22 protein-coding genes are annotated in these 25,005 nt (G+C 60.2%); 15 read left to right on the top strand and 7 right to left on the bottom strand.

Features of this window, described 5'->3' with window-relative positions:
* Positions 1 to 16 precede the first annotated feature (16 nt).
* From recN to ABIE63_RS02545, 5 genes are all read left to right on the top strand, one after another.
* Positions 17 to 1,681: a DNA repair protein RecN gene (gene recN / locus ABIE63_RS02565; protein WP_354502537.1), complete on the top strand. Its 1,665-nt coding sequence runs from the start codon at positions 17 to 19 to the stop codon at positions 1,679 to 1,681.
* Positions 1,678 to 3,771, top strand: coding sequence for an NAD-dependent DNA ligase LigA (gene ligA / locus ABIE63_RS02560; protein ID WP_354502536.1), 2,094 nt, complete (start codon positions 1,678 to 1,680; stop codon positions 3,769 to 3,771). The genes recN and ligA overlap by 4 nt, the downstream gene beginning before the upstream one ends.
* Positions 3,768 to 4,718, top strand: coding sequence for a threonine/serine dehydratase (locus tag ABIE63_RS02555; protein ID WP_354502534.1), 951 nt, complete (start codon positions 3,768 to 3,770; stop codon positions 4,716 to 4,718). The genes ligA and ABIE63_RS02555 overlap by 4 nt, the downstream gene beginning before the upstream one ends.
* Positions 4,715 to 5,041, top strand: coding sequence for a hypothetical protein (locus tag ABIE63_RS02550; protein ID WP_354502532.1), 327 nt, complete (start codon positions 4,715 to 4,717; stop codon positions 5,039 to 5,041). Before ABIE63_RS02555 ends, ABIE63_RS02550 begins: the two co-directional genes overlap by 4 nt.
* A 116-nt stretch (positions 5,042 to 5,157) precedes the next feature.
* Positions 5,158 to 6,096: an AEC family transporter gene (locus ABIE63_RS02545; RefSeq protein ID WP_183415628.1), complete on the top strand. Its 939-nt coding sequence runs from the start codon at positions 5,158 to 5,160 to the stop codon at positions 6,094 to 6,096.
* On the opposite strand, the gene ABIE63_RS02540 is transcribed toward ABIE63_RS02545, so the two are convergent.
* Entirely contained in the window at positions 6,093 to 8,846 is a 2,754-nt protein-coding gene (locus tag ABIE63_RS02540) for an ATP-dependent DNA helicase (protein ID WP_354502530.1), read from the bottom strand. The two genes, ABIE63_RS02545 and ABIE63_RS02540, sit on opposite strands and share 4 nt — an antisense overlap.
* A 167-nt stretch (positions 8,847 to 9,013) precedes the next feature.
* On the opposite strand from ABIE63_RS02540, the gene ABIE63_RS02535 reads away from it, so the two are divergent.
* The 5 genes from ABIE63_RS02535 to ABIE63_RS02515 all read left to right on the top strand — a co-directional run bounded on the left by ABIE63_RS02535 (position 9,014) and on the right by ABIE63_RS02515 (position 12,757).
* Entirely contained in the window at positions 9,014 to 9,577 is a 564-nt protein-coding gene (locus tag ABIE63_RS02535) for a sigma-70 family RNA polymerase sigma factor (RefSeq protein WP_354502528.1), read from the top strand.
* Positions 9,578 to 9,626: 49 nt separating this feature from the next.
* Positions 9,627 to 10,160 carry a hypothetical protein gene (locus tag ABIE63_RS02530; RefSeq protein ID WP_354502526.1) on the top strand — a complete coding sequence of 178 codons (534 nt, stop codon included), beginning with the start codon at positions 9,627 to 9,629 and terminating at the stop codon, positions 10,158 to 10,160.
* A gap of 13 nt (positions 10,161 to 10,173) precedes the next feature.
* Positions 10,174 to 10,647, top strand: a complete 474-nt coding sequence (locus ABIE63_RS02525) for a Spy/CpxP family protein refolding chaperone (RefSeq protein ID WP_183415624.1) — start codon at positions 10,174 to 10,176, stop codon at positions 10,645 to 10,647.
* A 70-nt stretch (positions 10,648 to 10,717) separates the two neighbouring features.
* Positions 10,718 to 12,301: a lysine--tRNA ligase gene (locus ABIE63_RS02520; RefSeq protein ID WP_354502524.1), complete on the top strand. Its 1,584-nt coding sequence runs from the start codon at positions 10,718 to 10,720 to the stop codon at positions 12,299 to 12,301.
* Positions 12,302 to 12,370: 69 nt separating this feature from the next.
* Positions 12,371 to 12,757, top strand: a complete 387-nt coding sequence (locus tag ABIE63_RS02515) for a DUF1761 family protein (protein ID WP_354502522.1) — start codon at positions 12,371 to 12,373, stop codon at positions 12,755 to 12,757.
* 61 nt (positions 12,758 to 12,818) lie between these two features.
* On the opposite strand, the gene ABIE63_RS02510 is transcribed toward ABIE63_RS02515, so the two are convergent.
* The gene (locus tag ABIE63_RS02510; RefSeq protein ID WP_354502520.1) at positions 12,819 to 13,658 is read right to left on the bottom strand and encodes a branched-chain amino acid aminotransferase; all 840 of its coding nucleotides are present in this window, start codon (positions 13,656 to 13,658) and stop codon (positions 12,819 to 12,821) included.
* A gap of 114 nt (positions 13,659 to 13,772) precedes the next feature.
* Between ABIE63_RS02510 and ABIE63_RS02505 the strand changes: the two genes are divergently transcribed.
* The 3 genes from ABIE63_RS02505 (at position 13,773) to scpA (ending at position 17,496) form a co-directional block, all read left to right on the top strand.
* Positions 13,773 to 14,120, top strand: a complete 348-nt coding sequence (locus ABIE63_RS02505; protein ID WP_354502518.1) for a DUF952 domain-containing protein — start codon at positions 13,773 to 13,775, stop codon at positions 14,118 to 14,120.
* A gap of 6 nt (positions 14,121 to 14,126) precedes the next feature.
* Entirely contained in the window at positions 14,127 to 15,200 is a 1,074-nt protein-coding gene (locus ABIE63_RS02500; RefSeq protein ID WP_354502516.1) for a quinone-dependent dihydroorotate dehydrogenase, read from the top strand.
* Positions 15,201 to 15,345: 145 nt separating this feature from the next.
* A complete protein-coding gene (gene scpA, locus ABIE63_RS02495) occupies positions 15,346 to 17,496 on the top strand; it encodes a methylmalonyl-CoA mutase (RefSeq protein WP_354502514.1) in 2,151 nt (716 codons plus the stop codon).
* Between the two features lie 7 nt (positions 17,497 to 17,503).
* Here scpA and ABIE63_RS02490 read toward each other — a convergent pair whose 3' ends face one another.
* Positions 17,504 to 19,324, bottom strand: a complete 1,821-nt coding sequence (locus tag ABIE63_RS02490) for an ABC transporter transmembrane domain-containing protein (RefSeq protein WP_183415617.1) — start codon at positions 19,322 to 19,324, stop codon at positions 17,504 to 17,506.
* A 191-nt stretch (positions 19,325 to 19,515) separates the two neighbouring features.
* On the opposite strand from ABIE63_RS02490, the gene rpmE reads away from it, so the two are divergent.
* Together rpmE and ABIE63_RS02480 are read left to right on the top strand one after the other, a co-directional pair.
* Complete coding sequence (gene rpmE / locus ABIE63_RS02485; protein WP_183415616.1) at positions 19,516 to 19,740, top strand: 50S ribosomal protein L31; 225 nt, start codon at positions 19,516 to 19,518, stop codon at positions 19,738 to 19,740.
* A gap of 273 nt (positions 19,741 to 20,013) precedes the next feature.
* Positions 20,014 to 20,481, top strand: a complete 468-nt coding sequence (locus tag ABIE63_RS02480; protein ID WP_354502511.1) for an Hsp20 family protein — start codon at positions 20,014 to 20,016, stop codon at positions 20,479 to 20,481.
* 144 nt (positions 20,482 to 20,625) lie between these two features.
* Here the strand turns inward: ABIE63_RS02480 and ABIE63_RS02475 are convergent, their stop codons facing one another.
* From ABIE63_RS02475 to ABIE63_RS02460, 4 genes are all read right to left on the bottom strand, one after another.
* Positions 20,626 to 21,402, bottom strand: coding sequence for a dienelactone hydrolase family protein (locus ABIE63_RS02475; protein WP_354502509.1), 777 nt, complete (start codon positions 21,400 to 21,402; stop codon positions 20,626 to 20,628).
* A gap of 186 nt (positions 21,403 to 21,588) precedes the next feature.
* A complete protein-coding gene (gene rpmB / locus ABIE63_RS02470; RefSeq protein ID WP_183415613.1) occupies positions 21,589 to 21,894 on the bottom strand; it encodes a 50S ribosomal protein L28 in 306 nt (101 codons plus the stop codon).
* 140 nt (positions 21,895 to 22,034) lie between these two features.
* Complete coding sequence (gene meaB / locus ABIE63_RS02465) at positions 22,035 to 23,015, bottom strand: methylmalonyl Co-A mutase-associated GTPase MeaB (RefSeq protein WP_354502507.1); 981 nt, start codon at positions 23,013 to 23,015, stop codon at positions 22,035 to 22,037.
* Between the two features lie 72 nt (positions 23,016 to 23,087).
* Positions 23,088 to 24,947 (bottom strand): ABC transporter ATP-binding protein/permease, encoded by a 1,860-nt coding sequence (locus ABIE63_RS02460; RefSeq protein ID WP_354502505.1) that lies wholly within the window; start codon positions 24,945 to 24,947, stop codon positions 23,088 to 23,090.
* Positions 24,948 to 25,005 lie beyond the last annotated feature (58 nt).

Genomic DNA, 25,005 nt, shown 5'->3' with positions numbered 1-25,005 from the left:
GTGTACAACCCGTTCCATGCTGGCAGGGCTCTCCATCCGCGACGTGGTTCTGATCGACAGACTGGATTTGCAGTTTGATTCAGGATTAGTTGTCCTGACCGGCGAGACCGGGGCGGGAAAATCTATTCTCCTCGATTCTTTGGGATTGGCGCTCGGCGAGCGCTCTGATAGCGGGCTCCTCAGACCCGGCGCCGATAAGGCGACGGTGATCGCGTCCTTCGAGGCACCTTTGGACCATCCCTTGTGGCTTTTGTTGGACGAGGGCGGCGTCGAGATCGAACCTGGCGAACCCTTGCTGCTGCGCCGTCAAGTCTCGGCGGATGGGCGCAGCCGTGCGTTCGTCAACGATCAACCGGTGTCGGTCACGCTTTTACGGCAACTGGGCGAATCCCTTGTAGAAGTTCAGGGGCATTTCGAGCAGCGCGGACTTCTGGACCCTAAAACGCATCGCAAGACCCTGGATCTTTTTGGCGGACTGCGGGTCGAGCAAACGGCGGTCGAGCAGGCCTGGGCCCGATGGCAGAACCTCAGAACAACATTCGAAGCCGCGCAAGAGAAACTGGCGACCGCCCGTCGAGACGAGGATTTCCTGCGCCACGCGATTGAGGAACTGGCGCGCATCGATCCACAGGAAGGCGAGGAGGAAGCACTCGCCGAGCGTCGAGCGCTGCTGCTCAATGCAGGGCAGCTTCTAGAGGCCATGCAAGATGCCCTAACCCAACTTGACAGCGCCGAGCGGCCGCTGGCGGCTGCACAGCGTCGTCTTGAGCAAATGTCGGACAAGGCCGCCGGTCGGCTGGACGGCGCGGTCTCGGCTTTGGGGAGAGCTTTGGCGGAGACCGAGGAGGCTCGCGAGACCTTGCAGGCTCTTGCCAGCGATGGCGATTTCGACGGCGAGGGGCTGCAACAGATCGAGGACCGCTATTTTGCTCTAAAGGACCTCGCTCGCAAGCACAGGGTCGAGGTTTCCGGGCTGTCCGATCTGCACCGCGACATGTCGGAGCAACTGGCGGCTATCGACAGTGGAGATGCGGAGTTGCAACGGCTGGAGAAGGAATGCGGTTCGGCCGAGGCGCTCTACTGGCAGGCTGCGGATGCTTTGTCGAAACGGCGCAAGACGTCGGCGGAAGCTCTGGATGTTGCCGTGAACGCCGAGTTGCCCCCGCTCAAACTCGATAAGGCGCGTTTTCGAACAGCGGTGGAAAAACTCGATCCCGACCAAGCCGGACCGTCGGGTTGTGATCGCGTTGTTTTTGAAGTGGCGACCAATCCAGGCAGTCCGCCGGGCGCTTTGGGCCGTATCGCCTCGGCAGGCGAATTATCCCGTTTTCTATTGGCCCTCAAACTGGTGCTGGCCGAGGCCAGTCCGGTGACGACCCTGGTATTTGACGAGGTGGACAGCGGGGTTGGAGGGGCGACGGCGGCGGCGGTTGGAGATCGCTTGAGCCGTTTGGCGGAGAAGCGGCAGATTCTGGTTGTGACCCACAGCCCCCAAGTCGCATCCCGGGGACGGCAGCACTGGCATGTGGAGAAGCAGGCGGATCAGGCGCAAACCGTGACCAATGTTAGGGTGCTGGATTCGAGAGCGCGTCGTGAGGAGATTGCCCGCATGTTATCCGGCGCCAGCATTACCGAGGAAGCTCGTGCCGCTGCCGCGAAGCTGATCGGAGTGCCGGAATGATCCCCGATGAGAGTGTAAAGGCGATCAAGGACCTGACAGAGCAGGAAGCCCAGCAAGAGCTTGCCCGTTTGGCGGCACTAATCGCGCATCACGACCGTCTGTACTATCAGTCCGACGCACCGGAAATCAGTGATGCAGCCTATGACGAACTGCGAAAACGCAGCGACGCCATCGAGGCGCGTTTTCCGGCACTCGTTCACGCCGACAGTCCGTCGCAAAAAGTCGGCGCTGCGCCATCGCGCGAGTTTGGATCGGTCACGCACGCGGTTCCCATGTTGTCTTTGGCAAACGCTTTCAGCGACGAGGACGTCGCCGATTTTTTGGCGCGGATCCGGCGTTTCCTTGGATTGTCGGCAGACCGGCCGGTTGCCATCCTCGCTGAACCGAAGATCGATGGACTGTCCTGCTCACTGCGTTACGAAGATGGGCGTTTGGTGAAGGCCGCAACGCGCGGCGATGGAGCCACCGGAGAAGATATCACGGCTAATGTGCGTACTATCGACACTGTTCCTGAACGCCTGTCTGGTGAGGGTTGGCCGCGGGTGCTGGAAGTCCGGGGCGAGGTTTTCATGCGGCGCCAGGATTTCCAAAGCCTGAATGAGCGGCAGGAGGCCCAGGGCAAGGCAAGCTTTAAGAATCCGCGCAATGCGGCTGCGGGATCGTTGCGTCAACTCGATGCGCAGGTTACCGCGCAGCGGCCTCTGGCTTTCCTGGCCTATGCTTGGGGCGAGGTTTCCGCCCCTCTGGGCGCGACCATGAGTGAGGCGCGGCAGCATATGGCGGATTGGGGTTTTTCCGTTAACGGGCCAGCCGAGCTCTGTAGCGATGCAGAAGCGCTCATCGCCTATCACCGCACAATCTTGGCCGCGCGGCCAGATATGCCGCATGACATCGACGGTGTTGTCTACAAGGTCAATGACCTTTCCCTGCAAGAGCGGTTGGGCTTCGTCAGCCGCGCACCGCGCTGGGCCATCGCGCACAAGTTTCCGGCCGAACGCGCGGAAACTATTTTGCATAAGATTACGATTCAAGTCGGTCGCACCGGCGCCTTGACCCCGGTGGCCAATTTGGAGCCGATAACCGTTGGCGGGGTCGTCGTGTCCCGGGCCACACTTCACAACGAGGACGAGATTGCCCGCAAGGACGTCCGCGAGGGCGATCGGGTCGTTGTTCAGCGCGCCGGTGACGTTATTCCGCAAGTCGTGGAGGTCGTGCAAGACGCGGCCCATGAAGCCCGTCCACCCTATGCATTTCCCGACCACTGCCCCGAATGCGGCAGCCAGGCGATGCGGGAGGAGGACGAGGCGGTCCGGCGCTGTCAGGGCGGGTTGATTTGTCCGGCGCAGGCAAAGGAACGGTTGAAGCATTTCGTCAGCCGCGATGCCTTCGACATAGAAGGGTTGGGCGGCAAGCATATCGAGGCCTTCTGGGAGGAAGGCCTGATCCGCGAGCCTGCGGACATTTTCCGGCTTGCCGAGCATCAGGGTCGCTTACGTGGACGTGAAGGTTGGGGCGAGAGGTCGGTGGTCAATCTTTTGAACGCCATTGAACAACGCAGCCGGATTACCCTGGACCGCTTCATTTTCGCCCTTGGTATTAGACAGGTAGGGCAGGCGACCGCAAAGCTCCTCGCACGCCACTATGGCGACCTCGAGACCTGGCGTCGGGAAATGGCCAAGGCGGCGGAAGGCGATCAGGAGGCCTATGAAGGACTATTGTCGATTGACAGTATCGGTCCGGTCGTTGCCAAGGACCTGATCGGCTTCATTACCGAAGACCATAACAGCAACGCCCTGGACAAGCTGGCCGAGGTTCTGACTATCGATTCTGTCGCCGCGCCATCGCTCGGCGATTCGCCGCTCGCCGGTAAGACGGTGGTCTTTACCGGCACTCTTGAAACGGTGACGCGCAGCGAGGCGAAGGCCCGCGCGGAGGCTCTGGGTGCGAAGGTCGCAGGCTCGGTCTCCAAGAAAACCGATTACGTGGTGGTCGGGCAAGATGCGGGTTCGAAGGCGCGCAAGGCGGTCGAACTGGGGCTGACGGTATTGAGCGAGGAGGAATGGTTGGAACTGACGGGACAGCGGGCATGACCGTAGGTGTTGGGTTGGAGGATATTCAGGCCGCGGCGCGGCGACTAAAGGGCCGTGTGCGCCGCACACCCATTTTGCCGGCAACATTTCAGAAGCAGCTTGTTGGCGTCGGCGATCTGTTTTTGAAGTTGGAGCATCTCCAAGTATCGGGTTCCTTCAAGGCCCGCGGCGCCGTCAACACGCTTCTCAGCCTATCCGATGAGGAAATCAAACGCGGTATTTGCACCGCATCGGGCGGCAATCACGGCCTGGCGGTGGCCTATGCAGGTTGGGTGGCGGGGACTAGAGCCGTTGTCTACCTGCCAAGCTCAACGCCTGGAGCAAAGGCCGACAAAGTGCGCGCCTGGGGCGCTGAAGTGATCATTGAAGGAGCGGTTTGGGACGAAGCCGACGCAGCCGCGCGCCTGCGCGCGGACGAGGAAGGCATGACATACGTTCCCGCCTTTTCCGATCCTCGTGTCATTGCGGGGCAAGGCACGCTGGGCCTGGAAATACTGGAGGACATAGCCGAGTTGGACACGGTGGTGGTCGCGATCGGTGGCGGTGGACTCATCTCCGGTGTGGCGACCGCCATTAAGGCTTTGCGCCCAGAGATCAGGGTGATCGGGGTCGAGCCAACCGGCGCGCCGACCCTTAAGCGCAGCGTCGAGCAGGGTGCGTTGGTCACGTTGGAGCGTATCGAGACGGCTGCTGGAACGCTGGCACCGCGCACTTCGGCACAGATCAATCTCGATATCATCAAGGAACGGGTCGATAGCTTTGTTTTGGTCAGCGATGCGGAGATGCGTGAAGCGGCCCGCTGGCTTTGGTTCGAATATGCGATCGGCAGTGAGTTGGCCGGGGCCGCCTCGATCGCCGCCATCATGAAGGGCGCGGTCGACATGGGTGAAGGCCGACGCGTTGCGGCCATCATTTGCGGTGCGGGCGAGGACGGGATTGTCCGATGAGCGATACTTCGACCGGGCAGGTTGAGAGCGGGACGGTCTTGGCATTGGAGCCCGGCGGCAGTCGGGTCGTGGTGCATCAAGATCAAGGCGGTGAGTACGAACTGATCCATATCCACGAATTTTTCCAGCTAGGCGAGCCCGAGAGGGATGCGTCGGGGCGCGACGTCTTGACCTTCGATTCATCCAGCTTGATGAAGCTAAAAGCCTTAGCCGATGCCTACTCCTTCGATTATGAGGAGGGCTTGATCCTCCTTTGCCTCGACCTGCACCGTTATGCATTGGCAAATCCACGCGAATCCTACAGTTTTCTTGACGACCTCTGAGGTCTCCGAGACAGGTCCAGGCGGTATGCATGCCGGCGGGATATGCCGCAGGCGCGCAGAGGGCATGCGCGATTCTAACTCGACAAAATTGTCGCTTGTCGTCACATTCCCGCCCCATGTCAGCGGTCATTGAAGTTGTCCTTCCGGTCTTCGGTATCATTCTCGCGGGGTTCCTCTGTGGTTGGAGGCGCTTGCTCGGCGAAGACAGCAGTCGCGCCTTGAACGGCTTTGTCTTTTACGTGGCTTTACCGGCGTTGTTTTTCCTCGCCATGGCGCGTCTCGAACTCGACGATCCCTCTCTGGTTCCCTTCACGTTGACATTGACCGGAGCGATGGTCATTCCCTTCGCCTTCATCGTTGTGTTGGCGCGTCAGTTCCTTGGCTATCGCCTGGGCGAGGTCAGTATGCATGGCCTGTCGGGAGTCTTCGCCAATACCGGCTACATGGGAATCCCGCTGCTGCTCACGGCTTACGGTGAGCCTGGGGTGCTGCCGGGTGTCGTGGCGACGGTCTTTAACGGAGCGGTGGTCATCGGTCTTGGAACCGCGGTTATGGAAATCCACCGCAGCGAGAAAAGCGGCTTTTTACCTTTGTTCAAAACCGCCGGCGGCGGTTTGGCCCGCAATCCGCTGGTTCTTTCGGCCGTTGCCGGACTGGTCGTGGGTCAGTTGAAAATTCCCCTACCTGCGGCGCTGGTCACCTTCTGCGAAATTCTGGGGGGTGCGGTTGGTCCTTGCGCTCTTTTCGCCATGGGGCTGTTTTTAGTCGGCCGCTCGGTGACACGTGGTGCATTGGAAGTGGCTTGGCTGACGATCGTGAAGCTGCTGATCTCACCTTTGATTGCGTGGGTTCTGGCATTTCACGTTTTTGATATGGATCCACTGTGGGCGGCGTCCTCGGTGATTCTCTCGGCGCTTCCCTTGGGAGCCCTGGTTTTCATTCTGGCCCAGCAGTACGAAATTTATGTTCAGCGGGCGACCGCCGTCATCCTGGTCTCAACGCTTTGCTCCGTCGTGACCCTTTCCATTGTCATGAATTATCTAGGCGTCGATTAAGACTGATCCGGCGGGTTGGCGAGAAACTCCTGGGTAACCGAAACGGCTTCGGCCAGTCCGACACGCGCCACCGACACGTCCTTGGGGAAGGCGCCCAGTAAGCGTGAGGGCATCATCGGATCGAGCAGCACGAAAACCCCATGATCCCCTGCGCGCCGAATCAAACGTCCAAAGGCTTGCTTGAGCCTTAAACGCGTCAGCATGTCCTCATATCGACGCTTGCCGAAATACTCTCGACGGGCCTTATGCACCAATGAGGGCCGAGGCCAGGGAACGCGGTCGAATACGATGAGGCGAAGAGCACGGCCGGGGACATCGACACCGTCCCGCACGGCATCGGTGCCCAACAAGCAGGAATCCGTTTCGGCGCGGAAGATCTCCACCAATGTCGAGGTATCCAGTCGATCGACGTGCTGTGCATAGAGCGGCAAGCCGCTTTGTTCCAGCGGCCCTGCGATGCGCTCATGGACCGCGCGCAAACGACTGATCGCCGTGAAGAGGCCCAGCGCGCCACCTTGCGAGGCCTGGAACAAAGCCCGGTAAGCGGCGGCGACCTGCGCCATATCATCCTTGCGGACGTCATTGACGATCAGGACCTTGGTTTGCGCGGGATAGTCGAAGGGCGAGGGCATCTGCGCCCGCCACGCCGGCACCTCAAGATGCTGCGTGCCGCTCCTGGCCTCGGCCGCGCGCCAATCATCTTCCACGTCCTCGCTACCGTCCGTCAGCGTGGCCGACGTGATCAGAAGGCCATGCGCCCGGCGATAAACTGCCTCGGCAAGGGGTTTGGTCGGATCTATGAAATGCCGGTGCGCGCCTATATCGAGATCGCGGCCCTCGATTCGCTCGACCAGGAAGCTATCGACGAACTCCTTGGGCGTCACCCCTTCGCGCAGGGCGTCGAGTAGCGCGTTCCAAGCGGCCAGCGGCATGAGGCAGCGGCGCTCCAAACTGCGCACCAGAGCGTCGATGCGCCGTCTCGTTTCGCTTTCGAGGTCTTCGCTATGTTCATCGGAAAGCCGTTTTGCGAGGCTTTTCATAATGCGGCTTAGTGGCTGCGCCAGTTGTGCGAGTGCGGCCTGCAGGCGTTCGGCGGCCGGAATGAGATCGGGATCAAGCGGATGCGGGCTGCACTCGATGCTATAGGGGTCGCTGACCCGCTCGCTGCGTGCCAGAACCTGGCGGCGAAGCTGCGCCAGGAACCCTTCTACCGGCCCCTGAGGCTCGGCCTCGACGATACGCTTGAGCCACCCTACGGCGGGCAAGGCGCGCGCCGCACGCAGGGCGTCATCCAACCATTCGAGCGCTGCTTGATCGTCGACGATCAGGTCCTCGACCCGCCGCTTCAGACCGCGCAGTCGTCCGGCGCTGCGTCCGCTGGCATCGGCGCCCAGCAGCCAACGCCGTAGTTCGCGTGTTTCCTGGCCGGAGAGGTGAGCGGAAAAAGCGTTATCGGCAGCATCGAAAAGATGATGACCCTCGTCAAAGACGTAACGGGTCGGCAGGCGCTCCTCGTCATTCCCGCCGAGTGCCGCCTGGATCATCACCAGGGCATGATTGGCAATGACAATGCGTGCCCGCTTCGCTCGCCGTACCGACTTCTCGATAAAACAGCGGTTGTAGTGCGGGCAGGCGGAATAGATGCATTCGCCGCGCTGGTCCGTCAGGCCGAGCGTTCTTTGTCTGCCGACGATGTCGGGTAGCCAGCCGGGAAAGTCGCCGCCGACCATATCGCCGTCGCGGCTGTGCGCGACCCAACGCGCCATCAATCCGACCGCCACGATCTCCTGGGGGCGGTTGGCCAACTGGTTCACCGCCTCTTCGAAATTCAGCAGGCAGAGGTAGTTCTCGCGCCCTTTGCGGACGACAACCCGGCGCGACTTCGTCGTCAGGTCCGGATAAAGGCGGCCAAGCTCAGAGTCGATCTGCTGCTGCAGGTTTCGTGTGAAGGTCGATACCCAAACAGTGCCGTCGTTCTTCTCCGCCCAGACGCTTGCGGGCGCCAGGTATCCCAGGGTCTTTCCCACACCTGTTCCGGCCTCCGCCAGAAGCACGTTGGGTTGATCGGCTTCGGCACGCGGCTGGAACACCTCGGCGGCGGCGGCGGCGTAGTCGGCCTGCGCGCTGCGTTGTTCTGCGCCGTCGCCCAGGATATCCCGCAGGCGCTCGCGCGCTTCCTGCGGGCTGACGGCCTGCTGGCCGGGCGGTTGCTCCGGAGCATGCTCGGACCAAGGCGCCAGCCGGTGCCAGCTTTCCAGCGCCCGCTGCACGGCCCTGTCGCCTGTCAGATCGCGATCCTGTCCATACCCCAATGCGGCCAGCACGTAAGGGCCCCAGAGCCACCCTCCACGCGCCATGGTCCAGGCAACTGCTGCTGCCTCCCGGCGATCCTTGGTCTCCATGCCGGCCGCCTCGTTAAGCAGCAAGGCGGCGGCGCGTGGCAGCGATAGAGCCTGTTCAGCCAGATTGGTCGGCAAGTCCTGGCCTAGAGCAATCGCGAGGCCGCGCGGTGTCGGTGCACAGCTTCTGGCCGGGCGGACGAAGGCGAAGAGCTCCAACACGTCATAGGCCGCCAAGCTTTCGAGTCCCAATCGACGTGCGGTGGCTGGCGCATGGCATAGAATTGGTGGTGCTTTGTCGCAACGCCTGCGCGCCTTCAGGCGATCCAGTTCTTCGATCTCGCCGTCGGGCGTCAACCAGATCGCACGCCGAAATCCGGCCACCAGCGCCGCCGTGGGGGGTAGTCCCATGGCGCTGGATCCGGTGTTGGGGGAAACTCCGCTGGAGTCGCTGCGAATCATGGGTTAGAGACTAGCTCGGGCCGGGGGCTACGTCATCCAGACAAAGTCCCCCGAGGACGACCGGCTGCAGCATCCCGTCGACAGTTTACGACCTTGCTCCTTATAGTGACCATGGAATGACGCAGTATCCCGATTGGACGGCCAGCGACATAGAGAAGCTCTTCGGCAGCAATAAGGGTGCCTGGGATCGTTTCGTGCGTGACCACGCACCGCTGGTCTTTGCCGCCGTGCGCCGCAAACTCGTCCCTGCGGGTAAGGGTCATGAAGCCGAGGACGTGGCCCAGGATGTCTTTTTGAAGCTGGTGCGCGGCGATTTCAAACTCTTGCGCGGTTTCGATCCGAAGCGGGCAAAATTGTCCACGTGGTTGACGGTCATCGCGACCACGACCGCCATCGACCACTTGCGACGCCATGCGAGGCCTACCCAGGATATCGATGCCTTGCCGGAAGGGCTGCTGTCGGTGGAGGCGAAGGAGTATGTCTGGATCAACATTCCCGATGGGTTGCTTTCACCGCGTCAGGCGCTGGTTCTAGAGCTTTTGTATAAGCAGGAGTTGGAAGTACAGGAGGCGGCGGCCTTTCTGAAAGTCGATCCGCAGACGGTCAGATCGACGCACCACAAAGCGCTGCTGAAGTTGCGGCAGTATTTTGCAACCCAAGAGGAATCTTCTGGGGGATGAGTCTCACGGCAATGCCGTATAATTGATTGGAAGCGAACGAGGTTCTGCCATGACAAGCGATGATAGAAAAGATCTGAAGGAGGGCGCCGCACTTTGGTTGGCGGCCAAAGAGGCTTGGCGGGAACCCAAACAAGACGGTTCACAAGAGCAAGTGGAGAGTTTGGATCCTCTGACGGTAGCGGCTTACCTCGACGGCGCTCTGGAGGGCGACGAGCTGGAGGCGGTGGAAGGGGTCCTGGCGCGCAATCCGGCACTTCTCGAGGAAGTCTTGGCTTTATCCGCACTGGAACCTGAAGAAGCAGCGCCGGTATCCTTGACGCTGCGCGCCCAAGGCTTGGTACGCGCGCCTTCCATCGACGAAGCACCTGTGAAGGGCGGTATGGCCCGACGGTTCATGGGGTGGTTTGATCCGTCACGCTGGACGCAAACGGCTGCTTGGGCCAGTGTGGCCGCAGCCATGCTGTTGGCTTGGGGCTTGGCTTTCGAATTGGGTTTCAGCGGTCTGGAGGCCGTCGCAGCCGTGGATGAGTTGGCCGCGCGGGACTTCCTGATTGCCCCGGCTTCGGACGAGACATTGTTATGAGGGGCTTGATGGCATGAACAAAAGTCGTTTCTTGTGGCTGTTGCTGATCGGGTCCCTAGCGCTCAACGTATTCTTCGTCGGCGGTGCGCTTTACTACCGTTCGATGGCCGGCCATCTGCGCGGAAACCCGGAAGCGCGGATAGAATATTTGAGAGACCGCCTGAATCTCACGGATATGCAAGTCGAAGAACTTGGCAATTTGCGCCGCACCATGCAGGAGCTCCGGGAGGGGCGCGAGGAGAGCCGCGCCGAGCGCCGTCGCGATCTCTGGGCACTGATGGTCAAACCCGAACTGGACCGCGACGCCCTGCGGGCCATTATGCTGAAGGCTCAGGATGAGCGCGTGGAGCGCTGGATGGAGATGGCGGAAATCATGCACCGCTATCTCGCCGATCTGTCACCCGAGCAGCGGGCGGCTTTCGTGGAAATGGCACAGGATCGCGATTTCTTCCGCCGTTTCATGGGACGGGATCACCGCGGACATTGACGCATGTCCTGCAGCCCCCTAATTTCTGCGCCGCACAATTTTTTGGCTAACGGAAAAAAGGAACGGCGTCATGTCCAACGAGCGCGAACTGGCCCAGGAGGCCCGCGCATGGCCCTTCGAGGAAGCGCGTAAGTTAGTCGAGCGCATCGGAGGAAAAACGCCGGAGAAAGGCTACGTTCTCTTCGAGACCGGCTATGGACCGTCTGGATTGCCTCATATCGGCACCTTCGGCGAAGTCGTGCGCACCACCATGGTGCGCCAGGCGTTTCAGCGCCTATCGGATGTTCCCACGCGTCTGTTCTGCTTTTCCGATGATATGGACGGCCTGCGAAAGGTGCCCGACAACGTTCCCAACAAGGAAATGCTGCGCGAGCATCTGAACAAGCCCCTGACCCGGATACCCGATCCCTTCGGCACGCACGAGAGTTTTGGCCATCACAACAATGCCAGACTGCGCGCCTTCCTGGACTCCTTCGGTTTCGAGTATGAGTTCCAATCCTCGACGGATTGGTACTTTGCGGGAAAGTTCGACAAGGCCCTGTTAGACGTGCTGCGTCATTATGACGAGATCATGGAGATCATGCTGCCCAGTCTGCGCGAGGAGCGGCAGCAGACCTACAGTCCTTTCCTGCCGATATGCCCCAAGACCGGGCATGTGCTGCAGGTTCCGATCCTGGAGCGCAACGTCGATGCCGGAACCATCGTTTTCGAGGATGAAAGCGGCCGGAAGGTCGAATTGCCGGTCACCGGCGGCAACTGCAAGCTGCAGTGGAAGCCCGACTGGGGTATGCGCTGGTATGCGCTGGGTGTCGATTACGAGATGTCCGGCAAGGACCTGATCGATTCGGTGAAGTTGGCAGGCCGCATTTGCGATGCTATGGGTGGGCGCAAGCCCGACGGCTTCAACTACGAACTGTTCCTGGATGAAAAGGGCCAGAAGATTTCCAAATCGAAGGGCAACGGTCTTTCGGTGGACGAGTGGCTGACTTATGCACCGCCCGAGAGCCTGGCGCTCTTCATGTATCACAAGCCGCGCGCCGCCAAGAAGCTGTTCTTCGATGTCATCCCGAAGACCGTGGACGAGTATCTGACCTTCCTGGAAAAGTTTCCCGACGAAACCCCGGAGCGCCAGATTGAAAACCCAATCTGGCATATTCACAACGGTGAGGCGCCCGGAACGACCTGTCCCTTGTCGTTCGGCTTGTTGCTGAATCTAGCCAGTGTGGCCAACACCGAGGACCGGACGGTGATCTGGGGCTTTATCGAGCGTTACTTCCCCGGCACAACGCCGGTGAATACGCCATTGTTGGACCGCTTGGTTTCCTACGCGCTGGTTTATTACCGGGATTTCGTATTGCCGCATAAGGCCTACCGCGCAGTCAACGATGTCGACCGGGCGGCCTTAACCGACCTTGTATCGGTCCTGGAAGCCTTGCCCGCCGACGCGAGCGCCGAGGATATCCAGACACAGGTCTATGAAGTCGGCAAACGCCATCCCTTCGAATCCCTGCGGCATTGGTTCAAGGCGCTTTACGAAGTGCTGTTGGGGCAGGAGCAGGGGCCGCGCATGGGTTCCTTCATAGCCCTCTACGGTCGCGAGAATTTCCGCTCGTTGGTCAAACGGGCTCTGGCGGGTGAGGACCTCAGCAAGTAGACTCTCGGCACGTGCAGGCAGGGGTGCGGCTTTTAGGGCCGCCATAACCAAGACGGAGGATTATCCGCGATGCCCACTGCAATAGAGCCGTTGAATTTTCTTGCCGTCGCCGTTGGAACCATCGTTGCGTTCCTGTTTGGTTGGCTGGTCTATAGCCCAAAGGCTTTCGGCAAGGGTTGGGCCGAGGGGTCGGGCGTAGCGCTTGGCCAAGCTTCGGAGATGCCGTACTTCGCCATGGCCAGTCAATTGGTGGCGCTTGCGCTGCTATCGCTGGTGATCGGCCTCCTGGCGGCGCAGGCTGCGTTCTGGACAGCGATCCTGGCAATCCTGGCCGCGATGATGTTCGTCGTCTCCGCAGGCGCATTCCTCAAGAAATCCACTTATGCGATGCTCGTCGACGGCGGCTATATCCTTGGCTCCGGCGTCCTGATGATCCTGATCCAGGCAGCGCTCTGAAAAGCCAAGATAGCGTTTGGCGGAGACTCTTTACTTAAACCTTCCGGGAAATGATGTTCCCTCAGGCGTCGCCGTGGGCGTAGGACCAGTAAAGATCGCGGGCGCGGGCATAGACCGGACCGGGTTGCAGCTCGCGTTTCTCGATGCGGGTGATCGGCATGACTTTGCCGTAGTTACCGGTGGTGAAAAGCTCGTCCGCATCGCAGAGCTCAGGGTAGGCGATGCTGCGCTCATGGACCTTGATTCCGGCTTTGCTGAGCAGGCCAGCGACCCGTTGACGCGTCACGCCGTTCAGGAAGGTGCCGTTGGGAATGGGAGTGTGTGCGGCGCCGTCCTTCACCATCCAGATATTTGCGGTCGCCAGCTCCGCCACATTGCCGATGGCGTCCAGAACCACGGCGTTGTCAAAACCCTTCGCAGAGGCTTCCCTGAGCGCCATGCCGGATGCGGGATAAAGACAGGACGCCTTGGCCAGGGTCGGCGCCATGTTCGGTGACGGGCGGCGGAACGAAGAGAGGGTGACGGACATGCCTTTCGGTTTGGGCAGCGGTGCCTCATAAACCGACAGACAAAAGCGTGTTGATTCCGGGTCGGGGGACACGAAGCCGGACTCGGCAAAGAACATTGGGCGGATGTATAGCTCCGAGCCCTTCTTGAAGCGGCTGACGCCATCCAGGCAGAGCTCCTGAATCTCCGGTGCGGTGAGGATTGCTTTCAGTCCAAAGTTGTTTGCCGAGTTCACAAGCCGTTGGCAGTGCTGATCCAGGTCCGGGACCAGATTGTCAAAGGCCCGGGCGCCGTCAAAGACCGTCGAGGCCATCCACATTACGTGATCCATCGGTCCAATGATCGCCGGATTGCCCGACTTCCAGCCGCCGTTCACAAAATGTATGGGCTTCATGACGCTCCGCTCCGCTTGCCAGAATTGATGGCATTAGCATACCCCAGACACGATCCGCGGCAAGCGCCTGCAATCACTGTTCATGCGGACTGCCTTGGGCTAGTCTGCGCCGCCATGGAGAACAAACGCATCTATCATATCTGTCGCGCTGACGAATGGGCGGCCGCTGAAGCGGAAGGCCGCTATCTCGGCTCATCGCAAGATCGGGCCGATGGCTTCATCCATTTTTCCGGCGCTGAACAGGTTGAGGCGAGTGCGGCGAAGCACCGCGCCGGACAGGATAATCTGGTGTTGATCGCCGTCGATCCGGCGCGGCTTGGTGATGCCTTGAAATGGGAGCCGTCGCGCGGTGGTCATTTGTTCCCGCACCTTTATGGCCCGCTACCCTTGACGGCGGTTATCCGAACCTGGCCATTGCATCTGGATGCCGAAGGGCGACACCTGTTTCCGGAGGCTTACTGAGCGCGCGTGACTAGGCTCTATTCCCTTGCGGCTCCCCTGCTGGCATCGCTCGATCCCGAGCGGGCGCACCGGCTGACGATCCGGGCATTGCAAGCCGGTTTGGCCTCTGCTGGCGGGTACACGGACGATCCGATCCTACAACTGGACGTCTGGGGGCTCACCTTCCGCAATCCGGTCGGTATCGCGGCGGGCTTTGATAAACATGCCGAGGCGGTGCGGCCAATGATCGGCCTGGGTTTGGGACTGGTGGAGATCGGTTCCGTCACCCCCCAGCCTCAACCCGGCAATCCGCGGCCGCGGGTCTTCCGGCTTCGGCAAGACGAGGCGGTCATAAATCGTTACGGATTTAACAGCGAGGGCATGACCCGGGTGGCCGCGCGTCTGGCGCGCCTGCGCAATTCAGGACAACCCGCTCTTACTGCACCGTTGGGTGTCAATCTCGGCAAGAACAAGACCAGCGACGACGCTGCTGCCGACTATTGCATGGGCGTTGAAACATTGGGGCCTTACGCGGACTATCTCGTCATCAATGTATCCTCGCCCAATACGCCAGGCCTGCGTGCATTGCAGAGCCGGGAAAGCCTGCAAAAGTTGATAGAAGCGGTGCAGGCTGCGCGCCGCCGATTGGCAAGCCAACCACCGCTGCTGCTTAAGGTCGCACCGGACCTGACCGAACAGGACAAGGCCGACATCGCCGAGGTTGCGCTTGCGACCGAATTGTCCGGTTTGATCGTTTCCAATACCACCATCGAACGCCCACCCGGCCTGCGGAGTGAAAATAAAGACCAAACCGGCGGTCTATCCGGACGGCCGCTCTTTGCGCCTTCGACAAAGGTTCTGGCCGATTTCTACCATTTGACCGCAGGGAAGTTGCCGCTGGTAGGCGTCGGGGGCATTTTCAGCGCCGCGGACGCCTATGCGAAGATACGCGCCGGGGCCAGCCTGGTTCAGTTATACACCGGCCTTGTTTATCAGGGGCCAAAATTGATCGCGGAGATAAAGGAGGGCTTGGCGGACTTCTTACGCCGGGATGGGTACGCAAGCCTCTCGGAGGCCATCGGCGCGGATCATCGGCGCTAACCGGTAACAGCGGTGCGAATCCCTGACATATGGACGCGGACCGCGGCACGGCCTTATAGTGGCAAAATTATTGCACTGCGACATAGGCGGGCCTGAGCTGAAAAGCTAAGGGTCCTGCCCGAGGGATGATGGCAAGGACGGTGGCATGGCCGGTTTCGACAAGAAGACGCTTTCCGATTGGGAGGCGGTGGCGCAAAAGGAATTGAAGGGAAAGAGCCCTTCAGACCTTACTTGGCAAACACCAGAAGGCATTGCGGTCAAACCGCTTTACACCGAAGCTGATCTGGCCGAATTGGAAACGCTGGGATCGCTACCCGGTTTTGCGCCCTATCTTCGTGGCCCCAAGGCGACCATGTATGCCGGTCGACCCTGGACTATCCGCCAGTATGCCGGCTTCTCAACCGCCGAGGATTCCAATGCCTTTTACCGGGCCAATCTGAAAGCAGGTCAGAAAGGCCTATCGGTCGCCTTCGATCTGGCGACACACCGGGGCTATGACAGCGATCACCCCCGTGTTGTCGGCGATGTTGGCAAGGCCGGCGTCGCTATCGACTCGGTTGAGGACATGAAGATCCTATTCGATGGCATTCCGTTGGATCAGATGACCGTTTCCATGACCATGAACGGCGCTGTGTTGCCGGTTTTGGCGGGTTACATCGTGGCTGGAGAAGAGCAGGGAGTCCCCCATGCACAACTTGCCGGAACGATCCAGAACGACATCCTCAAGGAGTTCATGGTTCGCAACACCTATATCTACCCGCCGCGGCCCTCTATGCGGATCGTTGCCGATATCATCGCCTTTACCGCCGAGCATATGCCACGTTTCAACTCAATCTCGATCTCCGGCTATCACATGCAAGAAGCCGGAGCGACGGCGGTCCAGGAACTTGCTTTTACCTTGGCCGACGGACTGGAGTATGTGCGGGTCGCTCGCTCACGCGGGCTGGACGTCGATCGCTTTGCTCCACGTCTTTCCTTCTTCTTTGCCATTGGCATGAACTTTTTCATGGAAGTCGCCAAGCTGCGGGCGGCGCGCTACCTCTGGTCCAAGATGATGCGGCAGTTCGATCCAAAGGACGAGCGTTCCCTGGCGCTCAGGACACATTGTCAGACATCGGGGGTCAGCCTGACCGAGCAGGACCCGTACAACAACATCATCCGCACCGCCTATGAGGCGATGGCGGCTGCTCTGGGCGGCACGCAGTCGCTGCATACCAATTCCTTCGACGAGGCCATTGGCCTGCCGACCAAGTTCTCCGCGCGAATCGCCCGCAACACACAGCTCATCCTGGCCGAGGAAACCGGCGTTACCAAGGTCGTCGATCCGCTGGCCGGCAGTTACTACGTCGAAAGCCTGACCGCCAGTTTAGTCCAGCACGCCGAGGCGCTGATTGCCGAGGTCGAGGAGATGGGCGGTATGACCAAGGCGGTCGAGAGCGGCATGCCCAAGCTGCGCATCGAGGAGTCGGCGGCCCGCTGGCAAGCGCGCGTCGACCGGGGCGAGGAAACCATCGTCGGCGTCAATCGTTATCAGCCGGAGGAGGATGTCGCGGTTCCGGCCCTGGATATCGATAACACAAAGGTCTTGCAGGGCCAGGTTGAACGCTTGAAGCGCATCCGCGCCGAGCGTGATGAGCAGGCTTGTCAGCAGGCGCTCCAGGCTTTGGCCAAGGCCGCGGAGACCGACGACGGTAACTTGCTTGAACTGGCGGTCGTCGCCACCCGCGCCCGAGCGACGGTCGGTGAGATATCCAGCACCCTGGAAAAGGTCTACGGGCGCTATCAGGCGACGACCCAATCGATCTCAGGCGTATATGGCTCGGCCTATGATCAAGACGAGGATTTCCAGGCCATTCGCCGGGATGTGGAGGCCTTTGCAAACGAAGAGGGTCGTAGGCCGCGCATGCTGGTCGTCAAGCTGGGCCAGGACGGCCATGATCGCGGGGCGAAGATTATCGCCACCGCGTTTGCCGACTTGGGATTCGATGTCGACATCGGCCCGCTGTTCCAAACGCCTGCAGAGGCGGCCCGCCAGGCCTTGGAGAACGATGTCCATATTATCGGCGCCTCCAGCCAGGCAGCCGGGCACAAAACATTGGTGCCGCAACTTATCCAGGCTCTGCGCGATCAGGGCGCGGAGGACATCGTCGTGATTTGCGGCGGCGTGATACCGCAACAGGATTACAGCTTCCTGAAGGATGCCGGAGTAGCCGCCATCTATGGGCCCGGGACCAACATTCCCACTGCTGCCCAGGAAGTCCTGGGGCTGGTTCGCAGGCTGCGCAAAGCAGCTTGATCGAACATCAAGAGGCTGCGGTATCCAGGTCCCCGCTGGTTTGAAACTGCAGCGACGCCAGCCGCTCGTATAGCCCGCTTCTGGCTGTCAGTTCTTCGTGAGTTCCCCGATCGACGATGCTGCCATTGTCAATCACCTCAATACGGTCCGCCTTCTTAACGGTCGCCAAGCGGTGGGCAATGATCAAGGTGGTTCTGCCCTTCATCAGGCGCTCCAAGGCCTGCTGCACCATCCGCTCGCTCTCAGCGTCAAGAGAACTGGTTGCTTCATCCAGCAAAAGAAGGGCCGGGTCACGAAGGATGGCGCGGGCAATGGCGACACGCTGGCGCTGGCCGCCGGACAGACGCACACCGCGCTCGCCGACAAAGGTTTCGAATTTCTCGGGCAGCGTGTCGATGAACTCCGTTGCATAGGCGGCGGTGGCAGCGGCTTCGACTTCCTCGTCGCTGGCGTCGGGACGGCCATAGCGGATGTTCTCGGCGATCGTGGCCGAGAAGATCGTAGGTTCTTGAGGCACCAGCCCAATGCGCGCGCGCAGGTGGCCGGGATCAGCGGCTCGCAGATCGACGCCGTCAAACAGAATCTCGCCCTCTTGTGGGTCGTAGAATCGCAGCAACAATTGGAAAACCGTCGATTTTCCCGCGCCGGAGGGACCCACGAGAGCGACTTTCTCGCCAGAACCCACGGTCAGATCGAACCTATCGAGTGCGGCATCCCTCGGTCTGGAGGGGTAGCGAAAGGTCACATTCCGGAAATGAACCTCGCCCCGCGGTGGCACCGGCAAAGGTACGATCTGCGTGGGAGCGATGATATCCGGCTCCACTTCCAGCAATTCATAGATGCGTTCGGTTGCGCCGGCGGCGCGTTGCAGATCTCCGACAACTTCGGACAACGCGCCCATAGAGCCTGAAACGATGATCGAGTAAAACACAAACGCAGAGAGGTCGCCGGGCGAGAGTCTGCCTTCGATCACATCGTAACCGCCAACCCACAGCACGGAAGCGACCGCCGAGAACGCCAGTAGAATGACAATGGCAGTGAGCCCGGCTCTGGCCCTGGTGCGGCGTACAGCCGACTGGAAGGCTTCCTCCGCCTCACTGGCAAAGCGGTTGCGTTCGCGGGCTTCATGCCCAAAGGCCTGCACGACGCGAATACCGTACAGCGTTTCATTCAGACGGCTTCCCACATCCGCAACCCGGTCCTGGGATTCGCGGCTGAGGCGGCGCACCTTCTTGCCCAGGATGATGATGGGCGGAATGACCAGCGGCAGCACCAGGAAGACCATAAGCGTGAGTTTCGGACTGGTGACGAACAAAGCGATGCTGCCGCCGATGAACAGCAGCACATTGCGTACGGCGATAGGTAGGGAGGTGCCGACGACGACTTGAAGAAGTGTGGTGTCGGTGGTGACCCGCGAGAGTACTTCGCCGGTTCTGGTAATCTCGTAAAACGCCGGCGATAACTTCACCACATGATCAAAAACCGCACGCCGCATGTCCGCCACGACCCGTTCGCCGAGCCACGTGACGCTATAGAAGCGGAAGTAAACCGAGATGGCCAATAGGAGGACGAGGAAGAACAGACCGATCACGGCCTTGTTGAGGAGTGCGATACTGCCCTCGGAAAGACCGGTATCGACCAGAAAGCGGATGCCCCAGCCAACAGTCAGCACGATGGATACGGAGAACAGCACCGCGAGAAGGGCGTAGATGATGTTCTTCTTGTAAGGCAAGAGGAACGGCCAGAGCCGCGCCAGCGGCCGCAAGTCCTTTTTTCGCGGCTTATCTTCGTGTGATGGGTCGTCGGCGGATGAGGGTTCGCGCATCATTGTCCGGCGTGTCCTGCTTTTCCTGGTTTCGTCGTTTTGGGTCCGGGAATCGGCCAACCTGACAATGGCGGCACGGTTTATTGCTATCTCATTGCCTGGCTTGGCTCAAGTTCCAGGGAAAAATTGGATCGCGGGCCTTGCCTTGGCTTCGTACCTCGGCTATAGAAACCGCCACTTCAGGAGCAGAACCGATGAAGACAGACATTCACCCAGACTACCACACGATTAAAGTCATCATGACGGACGGCACCGAGTTCGAGACGCGCTCAACCATGGGCAAAGAGGGCGATACCCTCCGTCTGGACATCGATCCCAAGACGCATCCGGCTTGGACGGGCGTGCACCGCCTCATGGATAGCGGCGGCCAGCTTGCCAAGTTCAACAAGCGTTTCCAGGGTCTCGGCCTTAAGTCCTAAGTTCGACGCCTTACCGTCGGTAAGTCAAAAGCCTTTCGGGGCGCCGTATCAGCGGCGACCCGAGGGCTTTTTTGCGTCGGCTGAGTACGCCGCGCACCCTCTCGAAAAATTCCCTCTTGACGCTGATTTTTTCCGACCCCAAATAGGTTTCGGACGGGACGCCGAATAGTCGGGTTCCGCCCTTTGACGGCCCCAGAGCCGCGGATGACCAATTCGGTATCCGTTGCGCCAGAGGGTCAGTAAGTCGCTTCGACGTTAAGGAGGACTATTGTCATGCGAAGCTATGATCTCACGCCACTATTGCGTTCAACGGTTGGTTTCGACCGGATGGCCCGTCTTTTGGACGGGATGACCCGCCTCGATGAGCAGGCCGTTGGCTACCCACCCTACAACATCGAAAAGCTTGGCGAAGACGACTACCGCATCACCATGGCGGTGGCCGGTTTCGGCGAGGATGAACTAGAGATCACCGTTTCCGACGGGAATCTCGTCGTTCGTGGCGAAACGAAGGAGAAAGCTGAACCGCAAGAGGTGACCTATCTTCATCGCGGCATCGCCAGCCGTACCTTCGAGCGCCGCTTCGACCTGGCGGAGTTTATCAAGGTAACCGGCGCCAAGCTTGAGAACGGACTGCTGCATATCGCGCTGGCGCGTGAAGTGCCGGAGGCGAAGAAGCCCCGCACCGTCCAGATCGAGAGCGCGGCGACCAAAACCAAGGCGATTGAGCAGAAAGCCGCCTGACGGCTGATCGCCTAAACAACACCGCAAGACTGAAGGGCCGACTTCCCCGAACGGGAGGCCGGCCCTTTTTTCGTTTGGATCCGCCATCACGCTCCTCCTTCCGAGGAGGTGACGCAGCCTTTGTTTCGAAGGATGGAACTGCCGCTAACCCTTCAGATTGCGGGCGAGGAACGTCAGCGTTCTGGTCCAAGCCAGCGCCGCATCTTCCTCGTCATAGCGGCTGCCTGTTGGATTGGCGAAGGCGTGGTCGGCGACATACCAGTGGACCTCCAGGGACTTCTTCGCTTCGGCCATCATCTTTTCGAATTCGCCAACCATATCGCTGTTGATGAAACCGTCGCGCGTCGCGAAATGTCCCAGCACTGGTCCCTTCAAGTTGACCAAATCCTCCGACGCACGATTGACGCGGCCGTAATAGATAACCGTAGCATCGACAGGTGTGGCGATGGAGGCATTGAGCGACCAGCCGCCGCCAAAGCACCATCCCACCATTCCAAGCTTGCCTGTGCTGGACTCATGGGTCCGCAGCCATTCGGCCCAGGCGGTCAGGGTTTCTGTCGCCACGCTGCCGTCGACAGAGCTCATCAGCGCCTTGGCTGCGTCGCGGTCATCCGCCATGGCCACTTTGCCACCGTACAGATCGACCGCCAGCGCGACATATCCCTGCTTGGCGAATTCAACGGCCATTGTCTTGATTTGGTCATTGAGACCCCACCATTCATGAATTAGCAGAACGGTGGGCGCCGGCTTGGCCTCCGGCAGTGCAAGAGCCCCGGAAACCTTATGGCCGCTGGGCGTCGTGATAGTGACTGTTTGCGTTTCCTCCGCTGCTGCCCGCGCCAGCCGTGGATCGGCTAGGACTGTGGCGAGCGGCAAACTTGCGATACCGGCGAGCAGTGAACGGCGTTGTAGTGGGACCATGAAACTCTCCATACACTATGCGGCAACAACCCAAAGGGGCGATTATGGCAGCTTATGCGAGAGAAGGCTTCAAAGGTAAGGACTTCACGAATTTGTGAGCAAGGCTACAAACCCGCAAAATAAAAGAGAGCCCGCAACTCAGGTGAGTAGCGGGCCCGTCTGATCGGCTATATAGCAGTCGCGGCCTCAGGCGGCGGCGGTTGCCTCGCGCTTGGCGCTCGCCTTGGCGATGGCCCGCTTCAGCACGAGTGCATCCTGACCAAGCTTGGAATTCGGGGTCGACAGCAGGAATGCGTCGATACCGCCATTATGCTCGATCGTACGAATCGCCCTGGTCGTCAGGCGCACGCGGACAGCCTTGCGGAGGACCTCGCTATAGAGCGCGGCGTCCTGCATGTTCGGCAGGAACCGGCGACGGGTCCTGTTGTTTGCGTGACTGACATTGTTGCCGGTCTGCACACCCTTGCCGGTGAAGGCGCAACGTCGTGCCATGATTCTAAATCCCGTTATCTGGTCGTTTGAAGTCGTCGAATTTCCTAAAACTCTACGAGCGCTTCGCTAGGGAAGCGCCCGATTGAGGCCGCTTTTTACGGTCTTGGCACTTGTGCGTCAAGCTGAAAGCGGTCCCAAGGTCAGGATCTGCGCAAAAATCGAGCAAGCAGATCCTCGGCAGCCAGCGTCGGCGTTGTGGTTCCGTCACGCACCGCACCTTCCAATGCGGGAAGGGCCGCTTTGACGGCAGGATCGTCCTTGAGAGTCTGCAACAATCCTTCTTCGAGTGTTTGCCAGAACCAAGCCTGTGCTTGCGCGGCGCGTCTATCCTTAAGCGCACCGCTCGGCGCCAATGATTCATGAAATGCGGTGACCGTTTCCCAAACTTTGCTGATGCCCGCGCCTGTAAGGGCCGAGCATAGCTGAACCTTCGGCTGCCAATCCTTGTAGCTGGGCTTTAGGAGTCCCAAGGCGTGACGATATTCCGCAGCTGCGCGCTGGGCAGCCTTCTCCAGATCGCCGTCTGCTTTGTTGATGAGGAAGAGATCGGCCAGTTCAACCACGCCCTTCTTGATGCCCTGGAGCTCGTCTCCGCCAGCAGGGGAGAGCAACAGCAGGAACATGTCGACCATTTCAGCCACGGCTGTCTCGGATTGACCGACGCCTACGGTCTCGACGATGACCACGTCGTAACCCACCGACTCCAGCAGCAACATCGTTTCGCGGGTACGGCGTGCAACGCCGCCCAGCGTACCAGCGGTGGGGGAGGGACGGATGAAGGCATCAAGGCTCCGCGACAACTCGGGCATGCGTGTCTTGTCGCCCAGGATCGAGCCGCCGCCCCGCTTGGAGGAGGGGTCGACCGCGACCACAGCAACACGGCGCCCGGCTTCCAGGAGATGAAGGCCGAAGGTCTCGATGAAGGTCGACTTCCCAACGCCGGGCGTGCCGGTGATACCAAGGCGGATCGCCTTGCCACTCTCCGGTAGGGCGGCTTCCAACAAGCGCCGCGCCTGCTCCCGGTGATCGCGCCGTGTAGACTCGACCAGGGTGATGGCGCGGCCCAATGCGCGACGATCACCGTTCCTGGCTTGATTCAATAGGGATTCCGGGGCGTTCATAGGCGTTGCTCCGCGACCGGCTGCGGCAAGAAGATGTCTATCCGATTCGTCTGTGCCATGGCGGGAGCAAGGTTAACCTGTGCTTTCCGGCTTCGCCATCATCTCGGAAGCCTTGCGAATGGAAAGTCCGCGATCCTCTTCCTCGCCACTTTGCTGACGAGCCCACATCTCGGCGTAAACACCGCGCTGCGACAGCAATTCGGCATGGCGGCCCCGCTCTGCGATTTCGCCATCTCGCAGGACGATGATTTCGTCCGCATCTATCACCGTCGACAAACGGTGGGCAATGACCAGCGTCGTGCGGTCGCGTGATACATCGGAGAGTGATCGTTGGATGTCACGTTCGGTTGCGGTATCCAGCGAAGAGGTGGCCTCGTCGAACAGGAAGATCGCCGGACGCTTCAACAGAGCCCGTGCGATGGCGACACGTTGCTTCTCTCCACCGGAGAGCTTTAGCCCGCGCTCGCCCACGGCGGTGTCATAGCCGTCGGGGAGTTGCGAGACGAAATCGTGGATGCGCGCTAACTTGGCTGCCTCCTCGACATCCTCGCTGGGTGCGCTGGGGCGGCCATAGGAAATGTTATAGTATATCGTATCATTAAACAGGACGGTATCCTGGGGTACGATGCCGATAGCGGCGCGCAGGCTGCTTTGGGTGACGGTGCCAATATCCTGGCCGTCGATGAGAATCCGGCCGCTGTCGGGCTCATAAAAGCGGAACAGCAGCCGAGAGATCGTGGACTTTCCTGCGCCGCTCGGCCCCACGATGGCGGTTCGTTTGCCGGCAGGGACGGTAAAGGAGATGCCCTTCAAGACTTTGCGGCGCTGGTCGTAGTTGAAACGCACGTCCTCGAAAATCACGGTGCCGCCCTGAACGACCAGTTCCTCGGCGCCTGGGCGATCCTTGATCTCGGCTTCCTCCGCGCCAAGGCGAAAGAGCATCTCCAGATCGACCAGGGACTGCTTGATTTCGCGATAAACGGTGCCCAAGAAATTGAGCGGCATCGCCAATTGCAAGAGGTATGCGTTGACCATGACGAAGTCGCCCAACGAGAGTGACCCGTCCGCGACGCCCACGGCGGCCAGGATCATCATGAGGGTGATGCCAAGCGAAATGATGAGGCTTTGCCCGACGTTGAGGAGCGACAAACTGGTGCGGCTGCGGATCGCAGCTTTCTCGTAAGCCAGTAGCCCTTTATCGAAGCGCCGGGCTTCGTGCTCCTCATTGCCGAAGTACTTGACCGTCTCATAGTTCAGAAGGCTGTCGACAGCGCGTGTATTGGCAACGTTGTCGGCGTCGTTCATGGCACGGCGCAGGCCAATGCGCCATTCCGTGATCTTGAAGGTTAGAACGACGTATCCAACGATGGTGAGCAACGTCACGGCCGCGAAGCGCCAGTCGAGAAGCCACCATAGCAAGCCCGCTACAAGGCCGACCTCCAACAGTGTCGGCAGAACGTTGAACAGGACGAAGAAGAGCAGGAACTCGATACCTTTGACGCCACGATCAATGGCGCGTGTCAGGCCGCCGGTCTGGCGTTCAAGGTGAAACCGCAGTGACAAGGCATGTAAGTGCCTGAAGGTTTTTAGGGCGACTTGGCGGATTGCGTTCTGTGCTACGCGGGCAAAAAGCGCGTCGCGCAACTCGCCGAACGCCAATGCGCCGACCCGCGCGCCTCCGTAGGCGAGAAGTAAACCGACCGGCGCTACGATTAGGCTGGCGTCCGGTGCAGAGAGGCTGTCGACCGCATTCCTGAGGATCAGCGGCACGTAAATGTTCGTCAGCTTGGCAGCGACAAGCAAGCTAAGCGCCATTACCACGCGCAGCTTTAAACCGCGGGAATCTGCTTGCCAGAGATAAGGCAATAACTGCCGCAGGGTTTTCCAGTGACCGTCGGAGGAGGTCGAGGAGTCTATGGTTGTCGGGCGCATCCGCCCTAGTTAGGCATATCCACAATAAAGGCAAGCTCAATCACGACATGGCAGCTCA

The sequence above is a fragment of the Limibacillus sp. MBR-115 genome (assembly GCF_040549425.1).
Lineage (GTDB): Bacteria > Pseudomonadota > Alphaproteobacteria > Kiloniellales > CECT-8803 > Limibacillus > Limibacillus halophilus.
This window is presented reverse-complemented; position numbering and strand designations above follow the sequence as displayed.